We start from the raw sequence: 14,070 nt of genomic DNA, 5'->3' as shown, positions 1-14,070 counted from the left end.
CCGTCACCTCCGGTGTCGGTTAGTGGGCAGGGGATGTGTTGTGACCACCGCCCGGCTCGGTGAACCGGCCGGACGGAGCTTCTGTGTCATCGGGGTGGCGCGCGATGTCGACGGTGGTGTGGCCGAGGTGCTCGTGGACCTGGTGAATGGCCATCGCCCCTTCGCCGGCGGCGGAGGCCACCCGCTTGACGGAGCCGCTGCGCACGTCGCCCGCGGCGAAGACGCCGGGCAGGCTGGTCTCCAGCCCCAGACAGGTACGGCCCTGGCCCTCCCAGACCGTGCCACTCGCGCGGGCCTGCGCCGAGGCGCCGGTGAGCACGAAGCCCCGGTCGTCCAAGGCGACCACGTCGCCGAGCCACGCCGTACGGGGCCGGGTCCCGATGAAGACGAACATCGCGCGCACGACCAGGTTGCGGCGCTCCCCCGTGCGGTTGTTCTCCACCGCGATGGCCCGCAGGACATCGTCGCCCTCCACCACCCCGCGCACCTCGCTGTTCAGCAGCACATTCACCCGTGGATGGCGTTCGATCTGGTCGACGAGGTAGCGGGACATCTTGGCGCCGAGGTCCGGGCCCCGGACCAGCAGATGCACGCGCGGGACACGCTGTGCGAGGAAGAGCGACGCCTGGCCCGCGGAGTTACCACCGCCGACCACCGCGACCGGGTCCGCGCTGCACTGCTGCGCCTCGTACACGGTCGCCGCATAGTAGACGCTCGTCCCCTCCACCCGTTCGATGCCAGGCACTTCGAGCCTGCGGTACCAGGCGCCCGTAGCCAGCACGACGGTGTGGCTCACCACATCGCCGCCGTCGGCCAAGGTGACACGGTAGTAGCCCTCGTCCTCGGGCTTGAGCAAAGCCGCGTCCGCGGGAACCCACACCTGGGCCCCGAACTTGCGCGCTTGGAGGTCGCCTCGTTCGGCGAGGTCGGAACCGGAGATCCCGCTCGGAAAGCCGAAGTAGTTCTCGATGAGGGACGACGTGCTCGCCTGGCCGCCCGTGGCGATCGCGTCCAGGAGGGCTGTGGTCAGTCCCTCGGACGCGCCATAGACGGCGGCCGCCAGCCCGGCGGGTCCGGAGCCGACGATGATCAGATCGCTGCGGGTCTCCTCGGTGGACGGAGGGGAGAGACCGATGAGCCGCGCCAGTTCGGCGTTGCTGGGGTTGCGCAGCACCCGCTGATCGCGCCAGATGACGATCGGTGTCTCTTCCGGGGGGATGGAGAAGCGGCGCAGCAGTGCCTCGGCCTCCTCGTCCGACTCCAGATCGATCCAGCGGTGCGGCAGCCGGTTGCGGGCCGCGAACTCGCGCAGCCGCCGGGTGTCGGGTGAGTAGCGCGAGCCGAGGATCCGGAAGCCCGCGCCGGCGCCGACGAGCAGCGCGCGGCGGCCCAGGTAAGCGCGGAGGATGAGGTCGCCGAGGATCGGATCCCGGGCGACCAGCACCCGCAGCCGGTCGATCGGAAGGGACAGCACCTCCCCGGGCTCACGGACCCGGGCGGTGTAGAAGGCCACCTGCCCCTGGAGCAGCCCCAGCTCGCCGAGGAAGCGCCCCGGCCCGTGCACCCTCAGGACCCGCTCGTCGGGGGTGCCATGGGCCTCTACGATCTCGATGGAGCCGCTGAGGATGACCAGGAAATCCGCACACCGCTCCCCCTCCCGGACCAGCACCTGGCCCGGCTCGACCCGGAAGCGCTCCCCGTGTTCGGCGAGGAACGCGATCTGGGCTTGCGACAGCCGGGGGTAGGCGCCGTACAGATCCGGGGTCTCGAACGACACCGCCTCGTCGGGAGCGGCCTCGGGGGGCCGGTCGTCGCCTGCCATCAGGCCGGCGCCTCGTGGGCGTAGCACCAGCGCCAGTTCTCGCCCGGCTCCATGGGTTCCACGATGGGATGCTGCTCGACGTAGGCGTGGGCGCGCGCGTGCTTGAGCGGCGAGGAGTCGCAGCATCCCACGTGCCCGCAGGTCAGACAGAGGCGCAGATGCACCCAGGGTGACCCCAGCCGCAGGCACTCCTCACACCCCTCGGGGCTGCGCGGAGAGACCGGGCGCACCATCGACAGATGCGGATCGGGCTCGATGGCCATGGCGTTCACCCTCTCTCGCTGTCCCGCCGGCCCGCCGCCACCTGCTCGACCCACGAGCGCAGGGTGCCCGCCGGGGCGGCACCCGCGCGGCGGGCGACCGGCTCCCCCTTGTCCAGGATGAGCAGGGTCGGCACGGCCTGCACCTCGAACCGCTGGGCGAGGTGCGGATTGCGGTCGATGTCGACCTTGACGAGTTTGACCTTGCCCGCCAGCTCCGTGGCGACCTGCTCAAGTGCGGGGCTGACCATCCGGCAGGGCCCGCACCACGTGGCCCACAGATCCACGACGACGAGGGGCGTCGCCTCCTCGGCGACCTCGGCGAACTCGTTCTCGTCCGCGTCCACGATCCACGGCAGCGGCGACTTGCAGTTCCCGCACCGAGGGGCGCCCTCGGCCGCCACGGGGATCTTGTTCGCGCGTCCGCAGGTGGGGCACGTGATGGTCCGGGCTTTGATCGTTGGGCTTGGCATGGCCGGTCACGCCGCCTCTCCGACTTCCTGCCGGGCTCGCTCCTCGACGTGCTCGCCCGATGGCTGTTCGTAGGTGACCACCAGTTCGCCGTGTTGGCCGTCGACCTTGACGGTGGTGCCTTCCTGGACGTCGCCGCGTAGCAGGGCGCGTCCGATGCGGGTCTCGACCTCGTGGGAGATGTAGCGGCGCAGCGGGCGGGCGCCGTAGACCGGGTCGTAGCCCTGGTGGGCGATGATCTTCCGGGCTTGTGGGGTGAGGTCGAGGGCGATCAGGCGTTCGGCCAGGCGCTTGCGCAGCTCGTCGAGCTGGAGCTCCACGATCCGTTCGATCTGTGGTTCGCCGAGTGGCTTGAACAGCACGATGTCATCGACCCGGTTGAGGAACTCGGGGCGGAAGTGGCCGCGTAGTTCGCTCAGCACCAGGCTCCGGGCGTCCGGCTTGAGCTCGCCCTCGGAGGTGACGCCGTCCAGCAGGTGGACCGAACCGATGTTGGAGGTCATGATGATCACGGTGTTGCGGAAGTCCACCAGCCGCCCCTGGGCGTCGGTGATCCGGCCGTCGTCCAGGACCTGGAGCAGGGTGTTGAAGACATCGGTGTGTGCCTTCTCGATCTCGTCCAGGAGCAGGACCGAGTACGGTTTGCGCCGCACCGCCTCGGTGAGCTGGCCGCCCTCCTCGTAGCCGACGTATCCCGGCGGGGCGCCGACCAGCCGGCTGACGGTGTGCCGCTCCTGGTACTCGCTCATGTCCAGGCGGATCATGTTCTCCTCGGTGTCGAAGAGCGCGGCCGCCAGCGTCTTGGCCAGCTCGGTCTTCCCCACGCCGGTGGGGCCGAGGAAGATGAACGAGCCGATCGGGCGGCGCGGGTCCCGGATGCCCGAGCGGGCCCGGATGATGGCGTCGGAGACCAGCTTGACCGCCTCGTCCTGGCCGATGACCCGCTCCTGGAGGATCTCATCCAGGCGCAGCAGCTTCTCCCGCTCACCCTCCTTCAGGCGGGAGACCGGGATCCCGGTCCAGGCGGAGACGATGTCGGCGATCTCCTCCTCGGTGACCACCTCGCGCAGCAGCCGGTGCGCGCCCTGCCTGGCGGCCAGCTGCTCCTCCTCGGCGGCCAGCCTGGCGTGAAGTTCCTGGAGTCTGCCGTAGCGCAGTTCGGCGGCGCGGTTGAGGTCGTAGGCGCGCTCGGCCTCCTCGGCCTCGCGGCGCACCTCCTCCAGCTCCCGGCGCAGCTCCTGCACCCGGCGGATGGACTGCCGCTCGGCCTCCCACTGGGCGTGTTTGGCGTCGGCCTCGGCGCGCAGATCGGCCAGCTCCCGGCGCAGCTCCTCCAGCCGCTGCCGGCTGGCCGGGTCGCTCTCCTTGGCGAGCGCGGCCTCCTCGATCTCCAGCCGGGTGACCCGGCGGGTGACCTCATCCAGCTCGGCGGGCATGGAATCGATCTCGGTACGCAGCCGGGCACAGGCCTCGTCCACCAGGTCGATGGCCTTGTCGGGAAGGAACCGGTCGCTGATGTAGCGGTGGCTGAGGGTTGCGGCGGAGACCAGCGCGGTGTCCTGGATCTTGACACCATGGAAGACCTCAAGCCGCTCCCGCAGACCGCGCAGGATCGAGATGGTGTCCTCCACACTCGGCTCGTCCACCAGCACCATCTGGAAACGGCGCTCCAGCGCGGCATCCTTCTCGATGTGCTTGCGGTACTCATCGAGCGTGGTCGCGCCGATCATGTGCAGCTCACCGCGGGCCAGCATCGGCTTGAGCATGTTCCCGGCATCCATGGCACCCTCGGCCGCCCCCGCCCCGACCACGGTGTGCAGCTCGTCGACGAACAGCAGGATCCGCCCCTGGGCCGAGGTGACCTCGGTGAGCACGGCCTTGAGCCGCTCCTCGAACTCCCCCCGGTACTTCGCACCCGCCACCAGCGAGCCCATGTCCAGAGCGAAGACCGTCTTGTCACGCAGCCCCTCGGGCACGTCACCACGCACAATGCGCTGAGCCAGACCCTCCACAATGGCCGTCTTGCCGACACCCGGATCACCAATGAGTACGGGGTTGTTCTTCGACTTGCGGCTGAGGATCTGGGTGACCCGGCGGATCTCGGCATCCCGCCCGATCACCGGATCCAGCTTGCCCGAGCGGGCCTCCAGAACCAGATCCCGGCCGTACTTCTCCAGCGCCTCATACGCCACCTCGGGATTGGCAGAGGTAACCCGCTGACTGCCACGCACCTGCGTGAGCGCGCCCAGGAACGCCTCCTTGGTGACACCATGCTCCTTGAGCACCCGCCCCGCCACCGTGCCGGACCCCTCCTCGGCAAGCGCGAGCACCAGATGCTCCACCGAAACGTACTCATCCTTCAGACGCTTCGCCTCCCGCTCAGCAGTGTCCAACACCTGGGCCAACCGCTGAGTGACGAAGACCTGCCCAGGGGCAGCCCCAGGGCCGGTGACCCTGGGCTTGCGCGCCAGCTCGGCCTCCAGCAGGGTGCGCATCGCCTCGGGATCGGCACCCACCTGGGTGACCAGTCGCGGGATCAGACCCTCCGGCTGGTCGAGGAGTGCGAACAGCAGGTGCTCGCCGTCGACTTCGGTGTGCCCGAACCGCATCGCAGTGGTCTGGGCGTTCTGGAGGGCTTCCTGGGACTTCTGGGTGAGACGGTTCATGTCCATGACGGTTGATCACTCCTCACGCCGCTGCGGCGCAGTGCGGCTTCGAGCCGGTCAATGCGGTCGAGCAGATCGAGCACCAGGCCGATGGAGGCGTAGTTCAGGCAGAGCCCGGTGTGCAGCCGCTCGACGCGGCCCAGCGCCGCCGGGGCGTCGAGGGCGAACACCAGCCGCCCCGCGTGGTCACGCTCGGCGTCGATCAGGCCGAGGGCGACGAACCTCGCCACCAGGTCGGGATGGAGCCCGGTGCGACGGGCCACGGTCTCAAGCGAGAGCCTGCGGGCGGGCACCAGGTCGTAGTGGATGGTCGGGACGGGCGCGTATCTCGTGTCCGTCCGCGCCGTGGTCGCGTGCGTGCTCATCGCTCACTCCTGGGGTCGAAGGAGGAGGTGCGGCCCAGCTCCTCGAACAGCTCCCGCTCCCGGGCGCCGGGGTGGGGCGGCACCATGATGCGGATCTCGGCGTACAGATCGCCGTCGGGGCCGCGGGGGTTGGGCATGCCCTCGCCGCGCAGCCGCAGCTTGCGGCCGGTGGAGGTGCCGGGCGGGACGGTCACCTTGGCGGTGCCGCCGGGCGTGGGTACGGGGACGGTCGCGCCGAGCGCGGCTTCCCAGGGGGACACCGGAAGGTGGACGTGGACGTTCCGGCCCTCCAGCCGGAACCGCGGATGCGGCAGGATCCGCACCCGCAGATACAGATCCCCGGCCGGTGCGTCACCGGTGCCCCGGCCGCCCTGCCCGGCCAGCCGGATGCGCTGGCCATCCACGACGCCGGGCGGTACGTCGACCTCGAAGCTGCGCTGCCCCGTCGGCCCGGCCAGGGTGACGGTGCGGCGGCCGCCGTGGTACGCGTCCTCGACGGTGAGCGGCAGCTCCGCCTCCTGGTCGGCCCCGGGGATGTCCATGCGGCCTCCGCCCCGGCCCCCCATGCCGCCGCCGAAGAACGCGCCGAACAGGTCCTCGAAGTCCACTCCGCCGCCCGCGACGTCGTCGCCGAAGCCACGGACGAACCGGACCCGGTCCCCGTCCCCGGAGGTCGTCCAGCCGCGGAATCCGCCGCCTCCGCCGCCGACACCGGCGCCGACCCGCTCCTCCCAGTCCTCGGGGATCTTGCGGTAGTCCTCGCCGAACCGGTCATAGCGGGCCCGGGTCTTCGGGTCGGAGAGCACGCTGTAGGCGTCGTTGAGCTCCTTGAACCGCTCCTCGGCGTTCGGGTCCTTGTTCACATCCGGGTGGTACTTGCGGGCCTGGGTGCGGAACGCCTGCTGGATCTCGTCCTGGCCCGCGCCCCGGGACACCCCCAGCACCTCGTAGTAGTCCCGTGCCATGGCCGTCTCACTCCCGCTTCGCCACGGCCACGGCCACCGGCCTCAGCTGTTTGTCGGCCTTCCCGTAGCCGGGGCGCAGCACCTGGACCACGGTGCCCGGTTCCGCGTCGGGGTCCTCGACCACGCCGACCACCTCGTGCCGGGCCGGATCGAACGGCACCCCCGTCTCGGCCTCCCGCTCGTAGCCGAGCCGGGACAGGGTGTCCACGGCCTGGTCGTGGATGGCCCTGACGCCCTCCACGATCGAGCCGGGATCGGCCTCGGCGTGGGAGAGGGCCAGCTCGAGGTTGTCGATCACGGGCAGCAGGGCCGCCGCCGTACGGGCCCGCTCGGCGGCCCGCTCCCGCTCCAACTCCCTGGCATGGCGCTTGCGCAGATTCTCCAGATCGGCCAAGGCCCGGCGCCACTTGTCCTCGAGCTCTTCCAGAGCCGCCTCATGCCCGGCCCCCTCGCCGGTAGGCGGGACGGGCCCTCCGGCCGCGTCCGGGCCAGGCTCCCGGGGCGGACCCGACTGGTCCCGCTCGGGAGTGGGCAGATCCTGCTCGCTCTCCGGCACCGGAGAGCGCTCCTGTGGTTGGTTGGACACCTCAGCCGCCTCAGCCCTTGTCGAACTCGGCGTCGATCACGTCTTCGTCGACGCCCTCACCGTCTTGACCCGGCCCGGAGCCCTGCGCTCCCCCGGGTCCGGCCTCGCCGCCTGCCGCGCCGGCACCCGCGCCCGCGGGCTCGTGGGCCTGGAGCCCCGCGTAGACCTGCTGGAGCTCGGAGGCCAGCGGCCTGGTCCGATCGACACCGGCCTCGTCCCTGACCGCCTCGCGGGCATCGTGCACCAGCATCTCGGCGCGCGATCTCTCATGGGAGGGCACCGCGTCGCCCAGTTCAGCGAGCCGCTTCTCGACCTGGTAAGCGGCGGCATCCAGCTCATTGCGCGCGTCCACCGCCTCACGCAGCGCCTGATCCTCACCACGGTTGCGCTCGGCCTCCTGGACCATCCGCTCCACCTCCCCACGGTCGAGATTGCCCGTCTCACTGATCTGAACGGACTGCTCCTTGCCGGTGTCCCTGTCCCGCGCCGTGACGTTGAGGATGCCGTTGGCGTCGATATCGAAGGTCACCTCCACCTGCGGCTCACCACGCGGCGCCGGACGGATACCGGTCAGCTGGAACCGGCCGAGCACCCGGTTGTCAGCAGCCCGCTCACGCTCACCCTGAAGGATCACGATGTCCACAGCCTGCTGATTGTCCTCAGCCGTGGAGAACGTCTCAGTGCGGCGCACCGGAATCGTGGTGTTCCGGTCAATGATCTTCGTCATCACACCGCCACGGGTCTCCACACCCAGCGACAACGGCGTCACATCCAGCAGCAGGACATCCTTGACCTCACCCTTGAGCACCCCGGCCTGGATCGCCGCACCCAGCGCCACCACCTCATCGGGATTGACGCTCATATTCGGCTCCTTGCCACCGGTCATCCGGCGGACCAGAGCCTGCACAGCGGGCATCCGGGTCGAGCCACCGACCAGGATCACCTCATCGATATCACTCTCACCCACCTTGGCATCGCCCATGGCCTGCCGCACCGGGCCCAGACACCGCTCCACCAGATCCCCGGTGATCTGCTCGAACGTGGACCGCATCACCGTCTCGGTCAAATGCTTCGGACCGGAAGCATCCGCGGTGATAAACGGCAGACTGACCTGGGTCCGGGCCACCGAACTCAGCTCGGTCTTGGCCTTCTCCGCGGCCTCGAAGAGCCGCTGCAACGCCTGCGGGTCCCGACGCAGATCAATCCCGTTCTCCCGCTGGAACCCATCGGCAAGATGATCGACCAGCCGCCGGTCGAAATCGTCCCCGCCCAGATGACTGTCACCCGCCGTGGAGCGGACCTCCACCACCCCGTCCCCGACATCCAGAATGGACACATCGAAGGTGCCGCCACCGAGGTCGAAGACCAGGACAGTCTCATGACCCTTCTTGTCCAGACCGTAGGCGAGGGCAGCCGCGGTCGGCTCGTTGATGATCCGCAGCACCTTCAGACCGGCGATCTCCCCCGCATCCTTGGTCGCACTGCGCTGAGCATCGTTGAAATACGCGGGCACCGTGATGACCGCCTCGGTCACCCGCTCCCCCAGCTGCTTCCCGGCGTCGTCAGCCAGCTTGCGCAGCACCTGCGCACTGATCTCCTCCGGCGAGTACAGCTTCTCACCCACCTTGAAGCGGGCCAGCCCCCCCTCGTCCGGGACGACGTCATAGGCCACCGCCCTGGCCTCGTCGGAAACCTCGTCATAGTGACGGCCGATGAACCGCTTGGCCGAGTAGATGGTGCCCTTGGGATTGAGGATCGCCTGGCGCCGGGCCAACTGCCCCACCAGCCGCTCACCGGTATCGGTGAAAGCCACCACCGACGGTGTGGTGCGGCTTCCCTCGGAATTCGGAACGACCGAGGCCTCACCGCCTTCCCACGCGGCGATCACCGAGTTGGTGGTACCCAGGTCGATACCGACTGCCTTGGCCATGGCAACTCCTTCCAGGGGCGGCCCCGGGCCACATGCACTGCCCAGACGGCCGCGGAAGCGGGATCGGTTAGCAGGCTCTCTCCCCAAGGGTGACAAATCGGACGCACGAACGCCCGCGCTTGTGGGGTCTCATTTCGCCGCCCCAGACCGCCACCGAGGACAGGTACGAGCGGGCGCGATCCGGGCGACCCACACCCGGGCAGACCGGCTCGCCGCTTCCCAGGCCGGCCCGGGCAAGGACGGCCGCCCCGCGCGGCCAGGATGCGCCCCGGCCCCGTGGGCCTCGGGGGCACCGGGACAGCGGCGCCCGGCCGCCGGGTCAGCCGGAACCGTCCGGGTGCAGGGTGACCTTGGTCCAGCCCTCGTCCCGGCGGTCGAAGTGGTCATAGGCGTCGGGGGCCTGGTCCAGCGGAAGCTCATGGGAGACCACCCAGCTGGGCTTGGCCTTGCCCCCGGCGATCAGGTCGCGCAGCCGGCGGTTGTACCTCTTCACCGGTGCCTGGCCGGTGCCGACCTTCTGGCCCTTGAACCACAGCTTGCCCCAGTCGATGGGCACCTGGCCCTTGGCCTCGAAGTCGCCGATCTGGGGCTGGGCTTCCCTGCCGCCCGGGTCCTCGGGGACGAACACGCCCACCACGCCGATGCACCCGGTGAAGCGGACGTTCTCGATCAGGCTGTTCATCGTGCGGGAGGCGTCCTCGTGGCCCGACGGGTCATGGGCCTGGTAGCCGACGCACTCGCAGCCGTTGTCGGCGCCGAGCCCCAAAGTGGCTTCCTTGATGACCTCACCCGGGTCCTGCTCGCGCATGTCGATCGGCATGGCGCCGATCTCCTCGGCCTTGCGCAGCCGATCGGTGTGGAAGTCGCACACCCACACCCGTCCAGCACCCTTGATCACCGCCGAGTAGGCCGCCATCAGCCCCACGGGACCCGCACCGTAGATGACGGTCTGGTCCCCGGGCTTGACGCCCGCCATCTCGGTGGCGTGGTAGCCGGTGGGGAAGATATCGGCCAGCATCACGTAGTCCGTCTGGCGCTCTTCGGCGTCCTCGCCCAGCCGCAGCGCGTTGAAGTCCGCGTACGGCACGCGCAGGAACTCGGCCTGGCCGCCCTGGTACGGCCCCATGTCCGCGAAGCCGTAAGCGGCTCCGGCGGCCGAGGGCTCCGGCTGCATGGTCAGGCAGTAGTTGGTCAAGCCGCGCTCGCACTGTTTGCAGAAGCCGCAGGCGATGTTGAACGGCAGCACCACATACATGCCGACCTTGAGCTTTCTGACCGCCGAGCCGACCTCGATGACCTGCCCCAGGTTCTCGTGCCCGAAGATGCGGCCCTTCTCGAACGACGTACGCCCTTCGTACATGTGCAGATCGGAGCCGCAGATATTGGTGGTGGTGATTTTGACGATCGCGTCGCAGGGGTGCTCGATCTTCGGGTCGGGCTTCTCCTCGACCGCGACGTTCCGTGGTCCTTCGTATACAGCTGCTTTCATGATCACTCCTCGCTCACCACCACACGCATGCGACCACTGCCGTCACCCGGCCCGAGGCCGCGAATGATGGTGGATGGAAGGGTGGCGAGGCCGTCATGTCCTGCGGCCCGCTGCGATGGCGGCGCGTTCCGTGAGAGACGGGTCGCCCTGTCCTCCACGGTCTCACCCGGGCACTTCGAACGCGACCGCAGCCGGCAGGGGTGGTGGGGCGGCGCCCTCGGACCCGCTCAGTCGTCGGAGAGGTCCTGCTCGGCCCAGATGGTCTTGCCATGGACCTCCAGGCGAGTGCCCCAGCGCTGGGCGAGTTGGGCCACCAGGAAGAGGCCGCGGCCGCCCTCGTCGAGCGCGCGGGCCCGGCGCAGATGCGGTGCCGTGCTGCTGAAGTCGGAGACCTCGCAGATGAGCGCGCGGTCGCGGATCAGGCGCAGCCGGATGGGCGGGCGACCGTAGCGGATCGCGTTGGTGACCAGTTCGCTGACGACCAGCTCGGTGGTGAGGACCAGCTTCTCCAGTCCCCAGTCCATCAGTCGGGCGGTGACCTCCCGCCGGATCCGGGAGACGACGGCGGGTTCCGGGGGGATCTCCCAGGTGGCGACCCGGTCGGGGCCGAGGGCCCGGGCGCGGGCGAGGAGCAGGGCGACATCGTCTTCGGGGCGGGCGGGGAGCAGAGTCCGCAGGACGGTGTCGCCGAGGGTGCCCAGGGACGGGCTCGGCTGGGCCAGGGCCTCGCACAGCGCCTCCAGTCCCTCGTCGATCGCGCGGTCGTGGCCCTCGACCAGACCGTCGGTGTAGAGGGCGAGGACACTGCCCTCGGACAGTTCGGTCTCGACCGCCTCGAAGGGCAAGGTGCTGAGGCCGAGGGGCGGGCCGTTGGGGACGTCGAGGATGTCGGCGCTGCCGTCCGGGGTGACCACGACGGGCGGGGGGTGGCCGGCGCTGGCGATCGTGCAGTGGCGGGAGACCGGGTCGTAGACCGCGTACAGGCAGGTGGCGCCGGTGGCCTCGGGGGGTTCGGGATCGTCCTCGGCGGCCAGCCGGGGCACGAGATCGTCGAGGTGGGTGAGCAACTCGCCGGGCGGCAGATCGATATCGGCCAGGGTGCATATGGCGCTGCGCAGCCGCCCCATGATGGCGGACGACTCGACGCCGCGGCCCACGGTGTCGCCGACCACCAGGGCGGCGCGAGCGCCGGAGAGCGGGATCACGTCGAACCAGTCGCCGCCCACGCCGGCCCAGGTTTCCGAGGGCAGATAGCGCGAGGTGACCTCCACCGCGGCCAGGTCGGGCAGGCGCCGCGGCAGCAGATTGCGCTGCAGAGCCCTGGCCGTCATGCGCTCGCGCAGATAGCGGCGGGTGTTGTCCACACAGACGGCCGCTCGGGCCGTGATTTCCTCGGCCAGCAGCAGGTCGTCCTCGTCGAACGGCACCGGCGTCCGGTGGCGAGCGAAGAACACCACGCCAAGGGTGACACCGCGGGTGCGCATCGGCACCACCAGCTCCGAGTGGATCCCGTACTCCCGGATCCGGGCGGCCCGTACCGGATCGAGGGTGTCCCACCGGACCATGAGGTCGTCGGTCACCTGGTAGAGGATGGCCCGGCCCTCGGCCAGGCATTCGGCCGACGGTGAAGACTCCGGGTGGGTGTCCAGTTCGCCCACGCCGGCCACGGCCTCCGGGGTTCCGGGAAGGACGGAGCGATGGGCGGCGCGGCGCATGGTGATGGGACCGGACAGCGGGCCCGAGGGGGGTTCCTCACCCTGGTCGAGAAAGGTGAGCAGGTCGACGCCGACGAAATCGGCGACCCGGGGGACGGCCACGTCGGCCAGTTCATGGGCGACCTGCGCGAGGTCCAGGGTGGAGCCGATGCGCTTCCCCGCCTCGTTCAGCAGCAGCAGCCGCTCCTGGGCCTGGTGCCGACGGGTCGTGTCGTACGCGGCAAAGCACACGCCGTACACGCGGTCCGTCCGGTCCTTGAGCGGCGCGAGCGAGATCGTCCAGGCGTGCTCGCGGCTCTCCCCCGGCACCCGCAGATAAGCCTCCAGGACCTGCCGTTCGCCGTTTTCCAACACGCGACGCATGCCCTCCTCGGTCTTCTCGCTCTCCGGGCGCGACAGGAGCTCTGCCAGGCGCATACCGCGCATCCGATCCTCGGTGAGGGCGGCCGCCGCCTCCATTTCGGCGTTCGCCCGTACCAGCCGCAGGTCCGTGTCGAAGACCGCAAGCACGCACGGGGCCTGGGTGAACGCCCGCACAGCCGTGTCGGCCTCGGGCGTAGACGGTTCCCGCGCGACGGCGAACACCAGGAGCCACCCGGTGGCACCGCCGTCCGCCACCACGCGGTGCGCCAGCGCCTCCGCCTCCACGCGATGGCCGTCACGGTGGCACAGCCCCACCCGTCCGCTCCACCTCGACCGGCCGGCCAGACAGCGCCCGACCGCCTCGACGGCGGTCTCCCCGGCCCATAGCTCGGTCACCGCTCGCCCCACGATCTCCTCGGGCAGGTAGCCGAGCAACCGCTGGGCGCCCTCGCTCCACCGGGTTACGACGCCGTGCGAATCCATCGTGGCCGTGGCCAGGTACACCGTGTCGAGAGGCTCGTTCACCACGGGGGACATCTTCTTATGGTCCCGTCGGCCACCATTCGATCATCAAAATCGTGGCGTCGTCGCTGAGTTCATTGCGCGATTCCACGACACCGACGAGCGAGGTCAGGTCGGCGCCCGTGCGCCGGGCGTTGCGTGACCCCGCCATTGCCACGGACGTGGCGAGGCCGGACGCCAGATCGTGGCCCACGGCGTCGAGGATCGTGACGTGCGGCACGTCCTCGGTGAACGAGTGGTCGAAGGCATCGCCTCCCAGCTCGTACGCGGGCTCCAGGACCGCGGTGGAGACCACCCGGCCGGTGCCGATCCGCTCGGCCCCGTTGGCCAGCGGCAGCCATACGACCAGCCCGCCCGAGCCATCCTCCTCCACCCGCAGGGAGGCCGTGCGGTACGCCCATCCGGCGAGGGAGGCGTCCACCGGGAGTTCCGTCTCGTCCCCAGTCAGCGGCAACAGCAGCCTCTGCTGGAGATCGATCAGATGGACGACGGCACGGCCCAGGCCCATGGCCCCGGCATAGCGCTTCAGGACCTCCGGGAACTCCGCAGGTGAAACTTGCTCGGCGGCGCTGACCAGCTCCTCGAGCATCCGTTCGGCGGCCCCGACCGAGGTCGACACATCCGCGTCCGCCATACGAGCAACTGTACGGCGGGCTCTCTTCCGACGTCGTCCGTGGCCCCACTTCGAGGCGCACTCCCCACAGTCCTACGGCGACGGTGGTCCGGGCCGGCATGTGATCGGGTCCGAAGATCTCTGACCCGCGGTGAAGACCAGTCCGTTCGCCACGACGGCCTGCCTGCCCTTGAGGACGGCCCCGCGCGAGTGGACCAGGAGGATGCCGGGGGGAGTCATCAAGGCATCACCTTCGTGATCCGGCCCCCGCGCATGACGCCATGCGCGGGGGCCATCGGTCCA

At 70.0% G+C, this 14,070-nt stretch carries 10 protein-coding genes and 1 pseudogene; all 11 read right to left on the bottom strand.

Features of this window, described 5'->3' with window-relative positions; translation table 11 throughout:
- Positions 1-19: 19 nt before the first annotated feature.
- Entirely contained in the window at positions 20-1,822 is a 1,803-nt protein-coding gene (locus tag KHP12_RS41580; RefSeq protein WP_086881920.1) for an FAD-dependent oxidoreductase, read from the bottom strand.
- Complete coding sequence (locus KHP12_RS41575; protein ID WP_030830983.1) at positions 1,822-2,085, bottom strand: UBP-type zinc finger domain-containing protein; 264 nt, start codon at positions 2,083-2,085, stop codon at positions 1,822-1,824. Before KHP12_RS41575 ends, KHP12_RS41580 begins: the two co-directional genes overlap by 1 nt.
- 5 nt (positions 2,086-2,090) lie before the next feature.
- A complete protein-coding gene (gene trxA / locus KHP12_RS41570; RefSeq protein WP_086881919.1) occupies positions 2,091-2,555 on the bottom strand; it encodes a thioredoxin in 465 nt (154 codons plus the stop codon).
- A 6-nt stretch (positions 2,556-2,561) separates the two neighbouring features.
- Positions 2,562-5,225 (bottom strand): ATP-dependent chaperone ClpB, encoded by a 2,664-nt coding sequence (gene clpB, locus KHP12_RS41565; RefSeq protein WP_086881918.1) that lies wholly within the window; start codon positions 5,223-5,225, stop codon positions 2,562-2,564.
- Positions 5,216-5,584 carry a chaperone modulator CbpM gene (locus tag KHP12_RS41560; protein WP_037965935.1) on the bottom strand — a complete coding sequence of 123 codons (369 nt, stop codon included), beginning with the start codon at positions 5,582-5,584 and terminating at the stop codon, positions 5,216-5,218. Before KHP12_RS41560 ends, clpB begins: the two co-directional genes overlap by 10 nt.
- Positions 5,581-6,549, bottom strand: a complete 969-nt coding sequence (locus KHP12_RS41555; RefSeq protein ID WP_211834348.1) for a DnaJ C-terminal domain-containing protein — start codon at positions 6,547-6,549, stop codon at positions 5,581-5,583. The genes KHP12_RS41560 and KHP12_RS41555 overlap by 4 nt, the downstream gene beginning before the upstream one ends.
- A 7-nt stretch (positions 6,550-6,556) precedes the next feature.
- Positions 6,557-7,135, bottom strand: a complete 579-nt coding sequence (locus KHP12_RS41550) for a nucleotide exchange factor GrpE (RefSeq protein ID WP_210609062.1) — start codon at positions 7,133-7,135, stop codon at positions 6,557-6,559.
- Between the two features lie 10 nt (positions 7,136-7,145).
- A complete protein-coding gene (dnaK, locus tag KHP12_RS41545; RefSeq protein WP_210609064.1) occupies positions 7,146-9,065 on the bottom strand; it encodes a molecular chaperone DnaK in 1,920 nt (639 codons plus the stop codon).
- A gap of 319 nt (positions 9,066-9,384) precedes the next feature.
- On the bottom strand, positions 9,385-10,554 hold the full coding sequence (locus KHP12_RS41540) for a glutathione-independent formaldehyde dehydrogenase (protein ID WP_086883056.1): 1,170 nt from the start codon (positions 10,552-10,554) through the stop codon (positions 9,385-9,387).
- 227 nt (positions 10,555-10,781) lie between these two features.
- Positions 10,782-13,169, bottom strand: a complete 2,388-nt coding sequence (locus KHP12_RS41535; RefSeq protein ID WP_086883055.1) for a SpoIIE family protein phosphatase — start codon at positions 13,167-13,169, stop codon at positions 10,782-10,784.
- A gap of 70 nt (positions 13,170-13,239) precedes the next feature.
- Positions 13,240-13,788, bottom strand: a pseudogene (locus KHP12_RS41530) (serine/threonine protein phosphatase); the annotation flags it as partial.
- Positions 13,789-14,070: the final 282 nt, after the last annotated feature.

This window comes from Streptomyces asiaticus (assembly GCF_018138715.1).
GTDB lineage: Bacteria > Actinomycetota > Actinomycetes > Streptomycetales > Streptomycetaceae > Streptomyces > Streptomyces asiaticus.
Note: the sequence above shows the minus strand (reverse complement) of the source record. Positions and strands in the feature narration are given on the sequence as shown.